We start from the raw sequence: 16,976 nt of genomic DNA, 5'->3' as shown, positions 1-16,976 counted from the left end.
GACCCTCGGCGAGACGACCCTCGGTCCGATGAACCCCAGCCCGATGAACCCTGGCCCGCCGCACCCCCGCCCGCCGCACCCCCGCCTGCCGCACCCCAGCCCGACGAGCCCCCGCCCGACGACCCCCCGAGCGATCTGCGCCTGGTGATGCCCGCCGCGGCCGCGTGGTTGGCCGCGGCCCTGGCACTGGTCACGGACGGGACCGCGGTCGCGGTGGTGGCAGCGGTGGGTGCGATGGTGGCGTGTGTCGCGCTGGTGGCCCTCAGGTGGAAGGACACGCAGGCGGGGCCCGGCCCAGGGAAAGATCCCGCAGCCCTCCCCGTGCGCGGAGTCACGGCGAAAGCCACCGTCACCGCCGTCGCGGCGATGCTGCTCTGCGCCACCGCCGCGGCCACAACAGCTGCCCTGGCCACCGCCGAGGCGCACGCGGGCCCCGTCCCCGCCCTCGCCGCTCGCTACGCCGAAGTGGCCCTCGACGTCAGGGTCACCGGTGACCCGCGTGCCGCCCATTCCCGCCCCCAGACAGCGGAAGCACCCACCGTCGTGGTGGAAGGCGAAGCGACCCGGCTGGTCACCGCGGGCGAAGAGACGGCCGTGCGTACGCCCGTCCTGCTGATCGCCCACCCGTCCTGGCTCGGGCTGCTGCCCTCCACCGAGGTCCGGGTCGCCGGGCGCCTCGCCCCGCCCGCCCGGCAGGGCGACAGGATCGCCGCGGTCCTACGCGTCGGCGGCCAGGATCCACCCCACATCGTCGAACAGCCCGACACGCTCCAACGGACGGCGGCCGCGCTCCGGGCCGGTCTCCGTGACGCCACGGACGGACTGTCCCCGGACGCCCGGGCGCTCCTCCCGGGACTGGTGGTGGGCGATACGTCGCGCATTCCGCCCGACCTCGAAGACGCCTTCCGGGCCACGGATCTGACGCACCTGCTGGCCGTTTCCGGGAGCAACCTCGCGATCCTGATCGCGGTGCTCATCGGCCCGCCGCACCTCGCCACGCGGGCCGAAAGACGCGGGCTGGCAGCCCGGTTGGGGTTGCCGCTGCGGCTGACGGCGGTGCTGGGCGCGGTGCTGGCGCTGGGGTTCGTGGTGGTGTGCCGCCCGGAGCCGAGCGTGCTGCGGGCGGCCGGGTGCGGGCTGATCACGCTGCTGGCCATCGGCACGGGCAGACGCCGGAGCCTGCTGCCCGCGCTCGCGGCGTCCGTGCTGCTGCTCCTGCTCTGGGATCCATGGCTGGCCAGGAGCTACGGCTTCCTTCTGTCGGTCCTGGCCACCGGTGCCCTGCTCACCCTCGCGCCCCGCTGGGGCGACGGGCTGCGGCGCCGCGGGGTCCCGCCCCGCGTCGCGGAGGCCCTGGCCGCGGCCGCGGCGGCGCAGGCCGTGTGCGGGCCGGTGATCGTGGTCATGGCGGCGCGGGTGAGCCTGGTGGCCGTTCCGTGCAATCTCCTGGCGGAGCTGGCGGTCGCCCCCGCGACGGTCCTCGGCTTCGCCGCCCTGGTGGCCGCGCCGGTCGTCCCACCCCTCGCGGAAGGGCTCGCGTGGCTGGCCGGCTGGCCCGCGGACTGGGCGGCCGCCGTGGCCCGTACGGGCGCGAGCCTGCCCGGCGCCGAGCTCGGCTGGCCGGGCGGCTGGCCCGGTGGACTGCTGCTGGTGGCGGTGACGGCGGTCGCCGTGTTCGCCGCCCGCCGGACGTTCCACCGGCCCTGGGTGTGCGCGGCCTGCGCACTGCTCCTGATCGTCGCGGTCGTCCGCCCGGCGCCCCTGACCCGGGTCGTCACCGGCTGGCCGCCACCCGACTGGCGGTTCGCGGCGTGCGACGTGGGGCAAGGAGACGCGCTGGTCCTGGCCGCGGGCGAGGGCACCGCCCTGGTCGTGGACGCCGGTCCCGAGCCCCGGGCCGTCGACCGCTGCCTGCGTGCCCTGGGCGTGGAGCGCGTGCCGCTCCTGCTGCTCACGCATTTCCACGCGGATCACGTCGACGGTCTGCCCGGAGTGCTGCGCGGGCGGACGGTCGGGGCGATCGAGACGACGACGTTCGCCCAGCCGCCGGGCAGGGCCGCGTTCGTACGCCGGGAGGCGGAGCGGGCGCGTGTCCCGGTCGTGGAGGCGGCGCCGGGGGAGCGGCGGCATCTGGGGGAGCTGTCCTGGGAGGTGCTCTGGCCGCCACCGCCGGGCGCGTCCGGCGTGGCGGAGGACGGGCCCAACGACGCGAGCGTCACCCTCCTGGTCCGGAGCGCGAGGCTGACCCTGCTGCTGCTCGGTGACCTCGAACCACCGGCCCAGCAGGCCCTGGCGGAGGCCCGGCCCGACCTGCCCCCGGTGGATGTCCTCAAGGTCGCCCACCATGGGTCGGCCCATCAGGACCCCCAGCTGATACGCAGGCTCCGGCCACGGCTGGCGGTCGTCTCGGTGGGCGCGGGCAACCGCTACGGGCACCCCTCACCCCGCACGGTTCATGCTCTCCAGGCCCAGGGCGCGAGGGTGGTGCGCACGGACACGGACGGGCCGGTGGCGGTGACAGGCGATGCCACGGCGGTCCTGGCGAAGTGAGGAAGTGGGGAGGAGGCGAAACGGTGCTGGCGAAGTGAGGGAGTGAGGAGGAGCCGAAACGAGACGACCCCGCGTCACTCCGATTCGAGCCAGCCCTCGTATTCCTCGGCGATCTCGCGCAGGGCGTCGGGGGCGAGGGTGCCGCGGGGGTCCTCCAGGACCACCAGCCACTGCGCGTCCTCGGCGTCGTCCTCGCCGGCGAGGGCCTCGCGCACCACCTGCGGCTCCTCGTCCAGGCCGAGGCGCCGGACGGCCTCGTCCGCCGCCTCGTCGGCGGCGTCGCGGTCGGGGAGCACCAGCAGGTGCCGTACGGGGCCGGCCGCGTCGAAGGCGGGCGACGGGGAGGAAGCGGGGTAGGAAGGGGAAACGCTGCTCACCCGATCATTGTGCGGTATGCCCGCCCGGTCGTGCGGGCGGGAGTGTCAGCGGTGCGTGGGATGCTGGACGCAATGGCCAGGAAGACTGCAACCGACGACATGCTCGCCCCCGTCACGCTCGCCGTGGGCCAGGAGGATCTTCTCCTGGACCGCGCCGTGCGCGAGGTGGTGGCCGCAGCTCGCGCTGCCGACGCGGACACCGATGTCCGGGACCTCACCTCCGACCAGCTTCAGCCCGGCACGCTGGCGGAGCTGACGAGCCCGTCGCTGTTCTCCGAGCGCAAGGTCGTGATCGTGCGCAACGCGCAGGATCTGTCGGCGGACTCGGTGAAGGACGTGAAGAGCTATATCGGCGCGCCCGCCGAGGAGATCACCCTCGTCCTGCTGCACGCGGGCGGCGCCAAGGGCAAGGGCCTGCTCGACGCGGCCCGCAAGGCCGGGGCCCGCGAGGCCGCCTGCCCGAAGATGACCAAGCCGGCCGACCGCCTGGCGTTCGTGCGCTCCGAATTCCGGGGCACCGGGCGTTCCGCGACCCCGGAGGCGTGCCAGGCCCTGGTGGACGCGATCGGCAGCGACCTCCGCGAGCTGGCCAGCGCCTGCGCCCAGCTCGTCGCCGACATCGAGGGCACGATCGACGAGGCCGTCGTGGCCCGCTATTACACCGGCCGCGCCGAGGCGTCCAGCTTCACCGTCGCCGACCGGGCCGTCGAGGGCCGGGCGGCCGAGGCCCTGGAGGCGCTGCGCTGGGCGATGTCCACCGGCGTCGCCCCCGTGCTGATCACCAGCGCCCTCGCCCAGGGCGTCCGGGCGATCGGCAAGCTCGCCTCCGCGCCGCGGGGCGCGCGCCCGGGCGACCTGGCCCGGGATCTGGGCATGCCGCCGTGGAAGATCGACCGGGTGCGGCAGCAGATGCGGGGCTGGTCGGCGGACGGCGTCGCCGTCGCGCTGCGGGCCGTCGCCGCGGCGGACGCGGGCGTGAAGGGCGGCGGGGACGACCCCGAGTACGCCCTGGAGAAGGCGGTCGTCGCCGTGGCCCGCGCGGCCCGCAGCCGCGGCTGAACCGATGAGCTTCCTGCGCGGCCCGCAGCCGCGGCTGAACCAAATGAGCTGAGTTGAAGGAGGGCCGGGAGACCGGCCCTCCTTCAACGGCCCTCCTTCAACGATCAGCTCCCCCGATCGGCGGAACCGCCCCCAGGCAAGCCGAAGGCCCCGTGCCCGCCCGGGGAAGGGCTGGGCACGGGGCCTTCGGGTCGTTCAGTGAGCCCTGAGGCTCGTGCCGCACCCGCGTGGCGAACGACCGAGTGCGGCGGGGTGCCGGGACGGAGCGGTAGAGAGGGTCCGCTGGGTCCGTGCCGACGAGTCGGGGCTCATGCCCCGGAAAGGCTTCAGGCCTTGATGGCCGCGGCCTGCTTGGCCAGCGCCGACTTCTTGTTGGCAGCGGCGTTCTTGTGCAGAACACCCTTGCTGACGGCCTTGTCCAGCTTCTTGCCGGCCAGGGCGACGGCGGCGGTGGCCTTGGCGGCGTCGCCGGCGGCGATCGCCTCGCGGGCCGCGCGGACAACGGTCTTGACCGAGGACTTGACGGCCTTGTTGCGCAGGCGCGCCTTCTCGTTGGTCTTGTTCCGCTTGATCTGGGACTTGATGTTCGCCACGAAAGAGCCTTTTCAGGTTCGTTGGATTTCGATGTTGCGCACTCGTACGTGAGAGGGCACGAGGCACAGTGGACCAGGCTACCAGCAGGCGCTCCGGGCTCCCAAACCGGACCGTACCCGCCGCTCATGGGACGATGGAGGGGTCGTATACCCGACTCCCGCCGAGACTGGCGTTCAAGCGCCGAAGTCACCGAATGGATCCTGCGTGCCCGCGACCCCTACCAACGTGCCCGAGCCGAGCCGTACCGACCCGGCTCTGATCCGCAACTTCTGCATCATCGCGCACATCGACCACGGCAAGTCGACGCTCGCCGACCGGATGCTCCAGCTCACCGGCGTGGTCGACCAGCGGCAGATGCGCGCGCAGTACCTCGACCGGATGGACATCGAGCGCGAGCGCGGCATCACGATCAAGTCGCAGGCGGTCCGGCTGCCCTGGGCCCCCACCGAGGACAAGAGCAACACTCACATCCTCAACATGATCGATACCCCTGGTCACGTCGACTTCACCTATGAGGTCTCGCGCTCCCTCGCCGCGTGCGAGGGCTGCATCCTCCTCGTGGACGCGGCCCAGGGCATCGAGGCGCAGACCCTCGCCAACCTCTACCTGGCGATGGAGAACGACCTCACGATCATCCCGGTTCTCAACAAGATCGACCTGCCGGCCGCCCAGCCCGAGAAGTTCGCCGCCGAGCTGGCGCACCTCATCGGCTGCGACCCCTCCGACGTGCTCAAGGTCTCCGCGAAGACCGGCGTCGGCGTGGACGCGCTGCTCGACAAGGTCATCGCCGAGGTCCCGGCCCCGGTCGGCGTCAAGGACGCCCCCGCCCGCGCGATGATCTTCGACTCGGTCTACGACTCCTACCGCGGTGTGGTCACCTACGTCAGGGTCGTGGACGGCGAGCTGAAGAAGCGCGAGCGCATCAAGATGATGTCGACCGGCGCCACCCACGAGCTGCTGGAGATCGGCGTCTCCTCGCCCGAGATGACCCCCTCCGACGGCCTCGGCGTCGGCGAGGTGGGCTACATCATCACCGGTGTGAAGGACGTCCGGCAGTCCAAGGTCGGTGACACGATCACCTCGTTCACCAACGGCGCCACCGAGCCGCTCGGCGGCTACAAGGACCCCAAGCCGATGGTGTTCTCGGGCCTCTATCCGCTGGACGGCTCGGACTACCCGGAGCTGCGCGAGGCCCTGGACAAGCTCCAGCTCAACGACGCCGCGCTGGTCTACGAGCCGGAGACCTCCGCCGCCCTCGGCTTCGGCTTCCGCGTCGGCTTCCTCGGCCTGCTCCACCTGGACGTGATCCGCGAGCGGCTGGAGCGCGAGTTCGGCCTGGACCTCATCGCGACCGCCCCCAACGTGGTCTACCGCGTCAACATGGAGGACGGCACCGAGCACATCGTCACCAACCCGAGCGAGTTCCCCGAGGGGAAGATCGCCGAGGTGCACGAGCCGGTCGTCAAGTCCACCATCCTCGCCCCGAACGAGTTCGTCGGCGCGATCATGGAGCTCTGCCAGTCCCGCCGCGGCTCGCTGCTGGGCATGGACTACCTCTCCGAGGACCGCGTCGAGCTGCGCTACACCCTCCCCCTCGCGGAGATCGTCTTCGACTTCTTCGACCAGCTGAAGTCCAAGACCCGCGGCTACGCCTCGCTGGACTACGAGCCCACCGGCGAGCAGCAGGCCAGCCTGGTCAAGGTCGACATCCTGCTGCACGGCGACAAGGTCGACGCGTTCTCCGCGATCACCCACAAGGACAAGGCGTACGCGTACGGCGTGCGGCTCGTCGCCAAGCTGCGCGAGCTCATCCCGCGGCAGAACTTCGAGGTGCCGATCCAGGCCGCCATCGGCTCGCGGGTCATCGCCCGTGAGACGGTCCGCGCGATCCGCAAGGACGTCCTCGCCAAGTGCTACGGCGGCGACATCTCCCGTAAGCGCAAGCTGCTGGAGAAGCAGAAGGAAGGCAAGAAGCGGATGAAGATGGTCGGCAGCGTGGAGGTCCCCCAGGAGGCCTTCATCGCGGTGCTGTCCTCGGACTCCGACGGTGCCGAGAAGGGCAAGAAGTAGCCCGCGGTACCAAGAGCGGCACGCTGTGAGCGCCCGTCCCCGCGTGGGGGCGGGCGCTTCGCGTGCACCGGAAGGCGCAGCTCGAACCGGGTGCGCGCGTCGACCGGCCGTCCGGCCGGTCACAGCTTCGACAAGCCGTCCACAGCCCCTTACGCAAGGGCCGAACGGGCTCTAGTCTGATCACTGCTTGGAAGGTTACTCGCGAGTCACCAGCAACGAATCGGGCCCCGGAGGACGCCGTGACCGAGACACAGGCTTTGATCGAGAACCGTCCGCCCTCCGTGGCGACGATCCTCGTCGAACGCGTAGAGGCGACCCCCGACGCCGAGGCGTACCGCTATCCGGTGCCCTCGCCCTCCGGCAGCCGCCCCGACGCCTGGGCCTCGCTCACCTGGCGGGAGGCCGCCGACCGCGTCTTCGCCATCGCCGCCGGGCTGATCGACCTCGGCGTGCGCCCCGAGGAGCGGGTGGCGCTCGCCGCCTCCACCCGGGTGGAATGGATCCTCGCGGACCTCGGAGTGCTCTGTTCCGGTGCCGCCACCACCACGGTCTACCCCAGCACCAACGCCGAGGAGACCGCCTTCATCCTGGCCGACTCCGAGAGCCGGGTGCTGATCGCCGAGGACGCCGCCCAGCTCGCCAAGGTCCGCGAGCACCGCGCCGACCTGCCCGGACTCGTCCACGTCGTGGTGATCGACGCCGAGGACGCCGCCCCCGCCGAGGGCGAGCCCGAGGGCTTCGTGCTCACCCTCGCCGAGCTGGAGCGGCGCGGCGCCGCCCGCCTGAAGGCCGACCCCGACGCCGTGCGGGACCGGATCAAGGCCCTGCGGGCCGACCAGCTCGCCACCTTGATCTACACCTCCGGCACCACCGGCCGCCCCAAGGGCGTCCGGCTGCTCCACGACTCCTGGGCGTACATGGCGCGTGCCATCCAGGCATCCGGCCTGGTGCGCGCCGACGACGTGCAGTATCTGTGGCTGCCGCTCGCGCACGTCTTCGGCAAGGTGCTCACCGTCAGCCACATCAGCACCGGGCACGTCACCGCCGTGGACGGCCGCGTGGACCGCATAGTGGAGAACCTCGCGGTCGTCCGGCCCACCTATATGGCCGCCGTGCCGCGCATCTTCGAGAAGGTCTACAACGGCGTCGCGGCCAAGGCGCGCGAGGGCGGCGCCGGCAAGTACAAGATCTTCCACTGGGCCGCCGAGGTCTCCCGCGAGTACGCCAAGGTCTCCCAGGACAACTTCCGCCGCACCGGCAGCAGAACGGTCCCCTTCGGGCTCGCCGCCCGGCACAGGATCGCCGACGCGCTCGTCTACACCAAGATCCGCGAGGCGTTCGGCGGGCGGCTGCGCGCCTGCGTCTCCGGCGCGTCCGCGCTCGCCCCCGAGATCGGCTATTTCTTCTCCGGCGCGGGCGTCCACATCCTGGAGGGCTACGGCCTCACGGAGACCAGCGCCGCCAGCTTCGTCAACCCCGGCGAGTCCTACCGCACCGGCACCGTCGGCAAGCCGCTGCCCGGCACCGAGGTCCGGATCGCCGACGACGGCGAGGTCCTGCTGCGCGGCCCCGGCGTCATGGCCGGCTATCACGGACTGCCCGAGAAGACCACCGAGGTCCTGGAGTCCGACGGCTGGTTCCACACCGGCGACATCGGCGAGCTGTCCCCGGACGGCTATCTGCGCATCACCGACCGCAAGAAGGACCTGATCAAGACATCGGGCGGCAAATACGTCGCGCCCGCCGAGGTCGAGGGCCAGTTCAAGGCCGTCTGCCCGTTCGTGTCGAACATCCTGGTGCACGGCGCCGACCGCAACTTCTGCACCGCGCTCATCGCCCTGGACGAGCCCACCCTCATGGTCTGGGCCGCCGAGCACGGCCTGGGCGGCAAGCCGTACGCCGAAGTGGTGGCCGCCAAGGAGACCGAGGAGCTCATCGACGGCTATGTGAAGCGGCTCAACGAGGGCCTCCAGCGCTGGCAGACGATCAAGAAGTTCCGGCTGCTGCCGCGCGACCTCGACGTCGAGCACGGCGAGCTCACCCCGAGCCTCAAGCTCAAGCGGCCCGTCGTGGAGCGGCAGTACAAGGACCTGATCGAGGAGATGTACGCGGGCGCCCGCGAGTCCTGAGCCGGGCGGACGGGCGGAGGTCAAGGGTCCGGCGGCCGATGCCGGACAATGGACCCATGCCTTCCGTACTGCCTGACGGCGAAACCGTGCCCGAGGACGGGGCGCTGCCCCACCACGCCCTGGAGGGCGCCGGGCAGCGGCCGCTCGGCTTCTATCTGCACGTGCCGTACTGCGCGACACGCTGCGGATACTGCGACTTCAACACCTACACCGCGAGCGAGCTGCGCGGCTCCGGCGGAGCCCTGGCCTCCCGCGACAACTACGCCGAGACGCTCGCCCAGGAGATCCGCCTCGCCCGGAAGGTGCTGGGCGACGACCCGCGCCCGGTGGAGACCGTCTTCGTCGGCGGCGGCACGCCCACGCTGCTGCCCGCCGCCGACCTCGTACGGATGCTGGGCGCGATCCGCGACGAGTTCGGGCTCGCGGAGGGCGCGGAGATCACCACCGAGGCCAACCCGGAGTCCGTCGACCCCCGCTATCTCGCGGAGCTCCGCGAAGGCGGCTTCAACCGGATCTCCTTCGGCATGCAGAGCGCCCGCCAGCACGTGCTCAAGATCCTCGACCGCACGCACACCCCGGGCCGCCCGGAGGCATGCGTCGCCGAGGCGCGGGCCGCCGGGTTCGAGCACGTCAACCTCGACCTCATCTACGGCACGCCGGGGGAGTCCGACGACGACTGGCGCGCCTCCCTCGACGCCGCGATCGGCGCGGGCCCCGACCACGTCTCGGCGTACGCGCTGATCGTCGAGGAGGGCACCCAGCTGGCCCGCCGGATCCGGCGCGGCGAGGTCCCCATGACGGACGACGACGTCCACGCCGACCGCTATCTGATCGCCGAGGACCGGCTCACCGCCGCCGGCTTCAGCTGGTACGAGGTCTCCAACTGGGCCACCAGCGAGGCCGGGCGCTGCCGCCACAACGAGCTCTACTGGCGCGGCGCCGACTGGTGGGGCGCGGGCCCCGGCGCGCACTCCCACGTGGGGGGCGTGCGGTGGTGGAACGTCAAGCACCCGGGCGCCTACGCGCAGGCCCTCACCGAGGGCCGCTCCCCGGGCGCGGGCCGCGAGGTCCTGCCGGACGAGGATCGGCGGGTGGAACGCATCCTGCTGGAGCTGCGGCTGCTGGAGGGGTGCCCGCTGGATCTGCTCAACCCCGCGGGGGCGAAGGCAGCGGCGAAGGCGCTGGCGGACGGGCTCCTCCAGGCAGAGCCGTACGAGTCGGGCCGCGCGGTGCTGACGCTGCGGGGGCGGTTGCTGGCGGACGCGGTGGTGCGGGATCTGGTGGACTGATCACTAGTTCGGGTGAACTGACGCGCATACGCTGTGCACCCGCCTACGCTCTCCATAGGCTGCCGCCAAAAGCACGCGGCGGATGTGGAGGGCCACGGAGATGACCGCTGTGGATGAACGAATGATCGCTGTATTCCAGGAGCACCCCGAGCTCTTCGAGGGATACAAGATCGAGCTTCTGCGGGGGGAAATCGTGATGATGGCGGGGCCCGGGTTGGTCCACAACCTGATCGTCCTGGCGGTCCAGGACCAGGTTCCGCGAGATCGTTGGTATCCGCTGCAAACCCAAGACCTTGCCATCCCGGGCGAGAGCAGTGAGCCGGTCCCGGACTTGTTGGTCGTCGAGCAGGGGGCATTCGAGGGTCCTGGACGGCTTGTCCCCGCCTCAGCCGCCACGCTGGTGGTAGAGGTGGTCTCCAAGACCAGCGCTCTCCGCGACTACAAGATCAAGCGTTCCATTTACGCGGCAGGGCAGGTCCCTGCCTACCTGATTGTCGACCCCTTCGCTGCCCAGTGCGTATTGCTCACTGAGCCGGTTGGCGCCGGGGATGAGGCTGACTACGCAGCAACGCGGACCACGAAGTTCGGCGATCCTGTGCCGCTCGTCATGCTGGGCGTCACCTTGGACACATCGGAATTCCGGACCTCGCCCGGCACCGCCCGCTAAGCAGTCGGCACCGTCACAAAATCGATCAACTCCTCCACCCGCCCCAGCAGCGACGGCTCCAGGTCCTTGTAGGACCCCACCGCCCCCAGAATCCGCTGCCAAGCCGCCCCCGTGTTCACCGGCCACCCCAGCGCCCGGCACACCCCCGACTTCCAGTCCTCCCCCCGCGGCACCCGAGGCCACCCCTCAATACCCACCGACGCCGGCTTCACCGCCTCCCACACGTCGATGTACGGATGGCCCACCACCAGGACGTTCGCGTCCGTGACGGAAGCCGCGATCCGGGACTCCTTCGAGCCCGGCACCAAGTGGTCGACCAGCACCCCCAGCCGCGCGTCCGGGCCCGGTGCGAAGGAGCGGACGATGGCGGGGAGGTCGTCGATGCCCTCCAGGTACTCCACCACCACGCCCTCGATCCGCAGGTCGTCGCCCCACACCCGCTCCACGAGCTCCGCGTCGTGGCGCCCCTCGACGTAGATGCGCCCGGCGCGCGCCACGCGCGCCCGCGCCCCCGGGACGGCGATCGAGCCGGAGGCCGTACGGGCCGGGCCCTGCGGCGCGTTCGTGGCCGCCGGGCGTACGAGGGTCACCACGCGCCCCTCCAGCAGGAAGCCGCGCGGCTCCATCGGGAAGACACGGTGCTTGCCGAAGCGGTCCTCCAGGGTGACGGTGAGCCCCTGCGCCGTCTTCTCGCAGCGGATCACCGCCCCGCAGAAGCCGGTGGCGACCTCCTCGACCACGAGATCCGGCTCGGCGGGCACCTCGGGCGCGGGCTGCTGACGCTTCCACGGAGGGGTGAGATCAGGGCCGTATTGTCTGCTGCGCATGCGGGCCATTGTGGATCAAGATCGGGAAGCCGCGCCGCGCCTCACGACACGCTGAACCGCGCCGCCAGCGCGTCACGTTGCTCCCGCACGAACGCCGCGTCCACCACCGCCCCGTGCCCCGGGACGTACACCGCGTCCTCACCCCCCAGCGCCAGCAGCCGGTCCAGCGCCGCCGGCCACTGCCGGGGCAGCGCGTCCGGGCCCGCCTGCGGGTCGCCCGACTCCTCGACCAGGTCACCGCAGAAGACGACCTCCGGCGCCCCGCCCGAAGGGGCCACCAGCACGGCCAGGTCGTGCGCCGTGTGGCCGGGACCCACATTGGCCAGCAGCGCCTGCCGCCCGCCGCCGAGGTCGAGCGTGAGCTCGCCGGAGACCGGATGGCCGGGCCGTACGAGCAGGTCCGCGGCCTCGGCGGCGGCCGCCGGGTCGGCGCCGTGCCGTACGGCGTCCCGCGCCAGCTCCTCCCGCTCGCGCGCGAGGACGTCGGCGAGCCCCACCGCGCCGTACACCCGCGCTTTTGGGAACGCCGCCGTGCCGAAGACGTGGTCGAAGTGGGGATGCGTCAGAGCGATGTGTGTCACGTCACGGCCGAAGAGCTCCCGCGCCTCCCGCCGGACCTCCGCGCCCTCGCGTAGCGTCGCCCCGGTATCGACGAGCAGGACGGCCGACGGGCCCGCGATCACCCCGATCGTGGCGTCCCACACGGGCATTCTGCGACGCGCGACCCCTGGCGCGAGCCGTTCCCAACGGGCTGTCCCCTCATGGCTCTCCATACCCGGACGCTAGCCGGAGCGCGGTACGGTTGCCCGCCCGGCGGGCGTGCGGCGGCGGTGTGTGCGGGCGCACGGCGGGACCGCTCTTGCCCTCGCCGCGGTGCACGGCCGTACACTGGCTGAAGGGATCTGGCACTCGTGACCATGGAGTGCCAGGGAAGGACCCCGTAAGACGGCTGGACTGGAGGTGCGCGGTGCTGAGCGAACGCAGGCTCGAAGTGTTGCGCGCCATCGTCCAGGACTATGTGGGGACCGAGGAGCCCGTCGGCTCCAAGGCCCTCACCGAGCGGCACCGCCTCGGCGTGTCCCCGGCGACCGTGCGCAACGACATGGCCGCCCTGGAGGACGAGGGCTTTATCGCCCAGCCGCACACGAGCGCCGGCCGCATCCCGACCGACAAGGGCTACCGCCTCTTCGTCGACAAGCTCGCGGGCGTCAAGCCCCTGTCGACGCCGGAGCGGCGCGCCATCCACAACTTCCTCGACGGCGCCGTCGACCTCGACGACGTCGTGGGCCGTACGGTGCGGCTGCTCGCGCAGCTGACCCGGCAGGTGGCGGTGGTGCAGTATCCCTCGCTGACCCGCTCGACCGTGCGACACGTGGAGCTGCTCTCGCTGGCCCCCGCACGGGTGATGCTGGTGCTGATCACGGACACCGGCCGGGTCGAGCAGCGCATGGTCGACTGCCCGGCGCCGATCGGCGAGACCTCGCTCGCGGATCTCCGCGCGCGGCTCAACAGCCGGGTCGTCGGCCGCCGGTTCGCGGATGTGCCCCAGCTCGTGCAGGACCTCACCGAGTCCTTCGAGCAGGAGGACCGAGGAACCGTTTCCACGGTCCTCGCGACCCTGCTGGAGACCCTGGTCGAGGAGACCGAGGAGCGGCTGATGATCGGCGGCACCGCCAATCTCACCCGCTTCGGGCACGACTTCCCTCTGACGATCCGGCCGGTGCTGGAGGCGTTGGAGGAGCAGGTGGTGCTGCTCAAGCTGCTCGGCGAGGCCAAGGACTCGGGCATGACCGTGCGAATCGGTCATGAGAATGCTCACGAGGGCCTGAACTCCACATCGGTCGTCGCCGTCGGCTACGGTTCGGGCGACGAGGCAGTCGCCAAACTCGGCGTGGTCGGACCGACCCGCATGGACTACCCCGGAACGATGGGAGCGGTACGCGCAGTGGCACGTTACGTCGGACAGATCCTGGCGGAGTCGTAAGTGGCCACGGACTACTACGCGGTCCTGGGCGTACGGCGTGATGCCTCGCAGGACGAGATCAAGAAGGCATTCCGCCGCCTCGCCCGTGAGCTGCACCCGGATGTGAACCCGGACCCGAAGACCCAGGAGCGGTTCAAGGAGATCAACGCCGCTTACGAGGTGCTCTCGGACCCGCAGAAGAAGCAGGTCTACGACCTCGGTGGCGACCCGCTCTCCGCGAACGGCGGCGGCGGGGGTGGCGCCGGCGGCTTCGGCGCGGGCTTCGGCAACTTCTCCGACATCATGGACGCCTTCTTCGGCCAGGCGTCGCAGCGCGGTCCGCGCTCGCGCACCCGCCGTGGCCAGGACGCCATGATCCGGCTCGAAGTCAGCCTCAGCGAGGCCGCGTTCGGCACGACCAAGGAGATCCAGGTCGACACCGCCGTCGTCTGCACCACGTGCAGCGGCGAGGGCGCGGCCCCCGGCACCTCCGCGCAGACCTGTGACATGTGCCGCGGCCGCGGTGAGGTCTCGCAGGTCACCCGGTCCTTCCTCGGCCAGGTCATGACCTCGCGGCCCTGCCCGCAGTGCCAGGGCTTCGGCACTGTGGTGCCGACCCCGTGCCCGGAGTGCGCCGGCGACGGCCGCGTCCGGTCGCGCCGCACCCTGACGGTCAAGATCCCGGCCGGTGTCGACAACGGCACCCGCATCCAGCTGGCGGGCGAGGGCGAGGTCGGCCCCGGCGGCGGCCCCGCCGGCGACCTCTACGTGGAGATCCACGAGACGGCGCACCCGACCTTCCAGCGGCGCGGCGACGATCTGCACTGCACGGTCACCATCCCGATGACGGCGGCGGCCCTCGGCACGAAGGTGCCGCTGGAGACCCTGGACGGCGTCGAGGAGATCGACATCCGCCCGGGCACGCAGTCCGGCCAGTCGATCCCGCTGCACCAGCGCGGCGTCACGCACCTGCGGGGCGGTGGCCGTGGTGACCTCGTGGTCCACGTCGAGGTGATCACGCCCAACAAGCTCGACCCCCAGCAGGAGGACCTCCTCCGCCAGCTGGCGAAGCTGCGCGGCGAGGAACGCCCGATGGGCGAGTTCAAGCCGGGGCAGCAGGGGTTGTTCTCGCGGTTGAAGGATGCGTTCAACGGTCGGTAGGCGCTGGGCCGGGGGTCCGGGGGTTGTCCCCCGGGCGGGCACAGTAAGCCGGGGCAGCAGGGGTTGTTCTCGCGGTTGAAGGATGCGTTCAACGGGCGATAGGCGGCGCGAACCACGTACGGACGGGCTTGAGGGTGCGGACTGACCGCAACCCTTCAAGCCCGTCCGGCGTTTGAGGGTGCGGACTGACCGCAACCCCTCAAGCCCGTCCGGCGTTTGAGGACGCGGCCGCAGGCCGCTCCCGCCGCAGACGGCAGCTGAGCTCGGCCGGCAGCCCGCCCGCCGGGGCCACCGCGGCACCTGAGCTCAGCCGTTAGCCCGCCCGCCGGGGCCACCCGCGCCACCGACCTCAGCCGACAGCCCGCCCGCCGGGGCGCACCGCGTGTGACACGATGTGGTCATGGCCATCGACACCCGGGGTGACGCCGTGCTGACGGACCTGCTCCGGCACCCCATCGTGCAAGCCCCCATGGCCGGCGGCGCCTCCGGCCCGCCGCTCGCCGCCGCCGTCTGCGAGGCCGGTGGCCTCGGATCGCTGGCGGCGGGCTACAAGACCCCGGCCGCGATGTACGAGGAGATCAAGCAGCTCCGCGCGTGCACGGCCGCACCCTTCGGCGTGAACCTGTTCATGCCGCAGCCCCCCGCCGCCGACCCGGCCGCCGTCGAGGTCTACGCCGAGCAGCTCGCGGGCGAGGCCACCTGGTACGAGACGCCGCTCGGCGACTGGTGCCAGGGCAGCGACGACGCCTACGAGGCGAAGCTCGCGATCCTCCTCGACGACCCCGTCCCGCTGGTCTCCTTCACCTTCGGCTGCCCGTCCGCCGCCGCCCTGGAAGCACTGGCCAAGGCCGGTACGGTCACCGTCGTCACCGTCACCACCGCCGCCGAGGCGCGGGCCGCCGAGCTGGCGGGCGCGGACGCGGTCTGCGTCCAGGGCGTCGAGGCGGGCGGCCACCAGGGCACCCACCGCGACGACCCGCACCTGGACGGCGCGGGCGCGGGCGTCGGCCTGCTGGCGCTGCTGGCCGAGGTCCGCGAGGCCGTACGCATCCCCATGATCGCCGCGGGCGGCCTGATGCGCGGCGCCCAGATAGCCGCCGTGCTCGCCGCGGGCGCGAGCGCCGCGCAGCTGGGCACCGCGTTCCTGGTGTGCCCCGAGTCGGGCGCGCACACCGTGCACAAGCAGGCCCTGACCGACCCGCTGTTCGTCGGCACCGAACTCACCCGCGCCTTCTCCGGCCGCCCGGCCCGGGGCCTGGTGAACCGTTTCATCCGTGAGCACGGCCCGTACGCTCCCGCCGCCTATCCCCAGGTGCACTACCTGACGGCGGGGCTGCGCAAGGCGGCCGCGGCGGCGGGTGACCCGCAGGGCCTCAACCTGTGGGCAGGGCAGGGCCACCGGCTGGCCCGTGAGCTTCCGGCCGCGCGGCTGGTCGAGGTGCTCACCGCCGAACTGGACGCGGCACGGGCCGCGTTGGCGGGCGGCGGGGACGCGGGGGCAGGACCGGGGGGACGTGAAATGCGAGGGAGCGAGTCATGACAGCGCCGGTCTTCCTGGTCGAGGAGGATGCCCTCACGGGCGTCTTCCCCGGTACGGTCTTCCCGCTCGGCGGCCCCGAGGGGCGGCACGCCGTCTCCGTGCGGCGGCTGCGCGTGGGCGAGGAGATCGTGCTGACGGACGGCGCGGGCACGGGCGCGTTCGGCACCGTGGCCGCCGTCGAGGGCAAGGACCGTCTCGACGTCGCCGTCACCTCGGTCCGCGCCGAACCCCTGCCGGAGCCGCACATCACCGTCGTCCAGGCCCTGCCGAAGGGCGACCGCGGCGAGCTCGCGGTCGAGACCATGACCGAGACGGGCGTGGACGCGATCGTCCCCTGGGCGGCCTCGCGCTGCATCACGCAGTGGAAGGGCGAGCGCGGCACGAAGGCCCTGGGCAAGTGGCGCGCCACGGCCCGCGAGGCGGGCAAGCAGTCCCGCCGCCTCCGCTTCCCGCCGGTGTCCGACCTGCTGACGACCAAGCAGGTCTGCACGCTGCTGGCCGACGCGGCGTTCGCGGCGGTCCTCCACGAGGAGGGCAGCAGCGCCCCGCTCGCCACGGCCGAACTCCCTCCCACGGGCAACATCGTCCTCGTGGTGGGCCCCGAGGGCGGCGTCTCCCCCGAAGAACTCACCGCCTTCGCGGAAGCGGGCGCGAAGCCGTACCGCTTGGGCCCGAGCGTCCTCCGCACCTCGACGGCGGGCACGGCCGCGACGGCACTGCTGCTGGGACGGACGGGGCGTTGGTCGTAGG

The 16,976-nt window shown here is 72.2% G+C and carries 14 protein-coding genes; 10 read left to right on the top strand and 4 right to left on the bottom strand.

Annotated features, from left to right (window positions below; translation table 11 throughout):
- Nucleotides 1–147 precede the first annotated feature (147 nt).
- Complete coding sequence (locus ACFY1P_RS13930; protein WP_390750725.1) at nt 148–2,550, top strand: ComEC/Rec2 family competence protein; 2,403 nt, start codon at nt 148–150, stop codon at nt 2,548–2,550.
- A gap of 74 nt (nt 2,551–2,624) precedes the next feature.
- Here the strand turns inward: ACFY1P_RS13930 and ACFY1P_RS13925 are convergent, their stop codons facing one another.
- Complete coding sequence (locus ACFY1P_RS13925) at nt 2,625–2,852, bottom strand: hypothetical protein (protein WP_390750793.1); 228 nt, start codon at nt 2,850–2,852, stop codon at nt 2,625–2,627.
- A gap of 147 nt (nt 2,853–2,999) precedes the next feature.
- Here ACFY1P_RS13925 and holA point away from each other — a divergent pair, with 147 nt between their 5' ends.
- Nucleotides 3,000–3,986 (top strand): DNA polymerase III subunit delta, encoded by a 987-nt coding sequence (gene holA / locus ACFY1P_RS13920; protein WP_390750724.1) that lies wholly within the window; start codon nt 3,000–3,002, stop codon nt 3,984–3,986.
- A 326-nt stretch (nt 3,987–4,312) separates the two neighbouring features.
- On the opposite strand, the gene rpsT is transcribed toward holA, so the two are convergent.
- The gene (gene rpsT, locus ACFY1P_RS13915) at nt 4,313–4,579 is read right to left on the bottom strand and encodes a 30S ribosomal protein S20 (protein ID WP_361522860.1); all 267 of its coding nucleotides are present in this window, start codon (nt 4,577–4,579) and stop codon (nt 4,313–4,315) included.
- A 205-nt stretch (nt 4,580–4,784) separates the two neighbouring features.
- Here rpsT and lepA point away from each other — a divergent pair, with 205 nt between their 5' ends.
- The 4 genes from lepA to ACFY1P_RS13895 all read left to right on the top strand — a co-directional run bounded on the left by lepA (nt 4,785) and on the right by ACFY1P_RS13895 (nt 10,735).
- Entirely contained in the window at nt 4,785–6,650 is a 1,866-nt protein-coding gene (gene lepA / locus ACFY1P_RS13910; protein ID WP_361522857.1) for a translation elongation factor 4, read from the top strand.
- Nucleotides 6,651–6,889: 239 nt separating this feature from the next.
- The gene (locus tag ACFY1P_RS13905; RefSeq protein WP_390750723.1) at nt 6,890–8,779 is read left to right on the top strand and encodes an AMP-dependent synthetase/ligase; all 1,890 of its coding nucleotides are present in this window, start codon (nt 6,890–6,892) and stop codon (nt 8,777–8,779) included.
- Between the two features lie 56 nt (nt 8,780–8,835).
- Complete coding sequence (gene hemW / locus ACFY1P_RS13900) at nt 8,836–10,068, top strand: radical SAM family heme chaperone HemW (protein ID WP_390750722.1); 1,233 nt, start codon at nt 8,836–8,838, stop codon at nt 10,066–10,068.
- Between the two features lie 100 nt (nt 10,069–10,168).
- Nucleotides 10,169–10,735: a Uma2 family endonuclease gene (locus ACFY1P_RS13895; protein WP_361522850.1), complete on the top strand. Its 567-nt coding sequence runs from the start codon at nt 10,169–10,171 to the stop codon at nt 10,733–10,735.
- On the opposite strand, the gene ACFY1P_RS13890 is transcribed toward ACFY1P_RS13895, so the two are convergent.
- Both ACFY1P_RS13890 and ACFY1P_RS13885 read right to left on the bottom strand, forming a co-directional pair.
- Nucleotides 10,732–11,562 (bottom strand): DUF3097 domain-containing protein, encoded by an 831-nt coding sequence (locus ACFY1P_RS13890; protein WP_361522848.1) that lies wholly within the window; start codon nt 11,560–11,562, stop codon nt 10,732–10,734. The two genes, ACFY1P_RS13895 and ACFY1P_RS13890, sit on opposite strands and share 4 nt — an antisense overlap.
- 41 nt (nt 11,563–11,603) lie before the next feature.
- On the bottom strand, nt 11,604–12,272 hold the full coding sequence (locus ACFY1P_RS13885) for an MBL fold metallo-hydrolase (protein WP_390750721.1): 669 nt from the start codon (nt 12,270–12,272) through the stop codon (nt 11,604–11,606).
- 257 nt (nt 12,273–12,529) lie between these two features.
- Here ACFY1P_RS13885 and hrcA point away from each other — a divergent pair, with 257 nt between their 5' ends.
- From hrcA to ACFY1P_RS13865, 4 genes are all read left to right on the top strand, one after another.
- The gene (hrcA, locus tag ACFY1P_RS13880) at nt 12,530–13,546 is read left to right on the top strand and encodes a heat-inducible transcriptional repressor HrcA (protein ID WP_116211761.1); all 1,017 of its coding nucleotides are present in this window, start codon (nt 12,530–12,532) and stop codon (nt 13,544–13,546) included.
- Entirely contained in the window at nt 13,547–14,686 is a 1,140-nt protein-coding gene (gene dnaJ / locus ACFY1P_RS13875; protein ID WP_361522840.1) for a molecular chaperone DnaJ, read from the top strand.
- A 400-nt stretch (nt 14,687–15,086) separates the two neighbouring features.
- Nucleotides 15,087–16,226: a nitronate monooxygenase gene (locus tag ACFY1P_RS13870; RefSeq protein WP_361522837.1), complete on the top strand. Its 1,140-nt coding sequence runs from the start codon at nt 15,087–15,089 to the stop codon at nt 16,224–16,226.
- Nucleotides 16,223–16,975: a 16S rRNA (uracil(1498)-N(3))-methyltransferase gene (locus tag ACFY1P_RS13865; protein WP_361522834.1), complete on the top strand. Its 753-nt coding sequence runs from the start codon at nt 16,223–16,225 to the stop codon at nt 16,973–16,975. Before ACFY1P_RS13870 ends, ACFY1P_RS13865 begins: the two co-directional genes overlap by 4 nt.
- The last annotated feature ends 1 nt before the right edge of the window (nt 16,976 follow it).

The organism is Streptomyces sp. NPDC001407, assembly GCF_042895325.1.
Taxonomy (GTDB): Bacteria; Actinomycetota; Actinomycetes; order Streptomycetales; family Streptomycetaceae; genus Streptomyces.
This window is presented reverse-complemented; position numbering and strand designations above follow the sequence as displayed.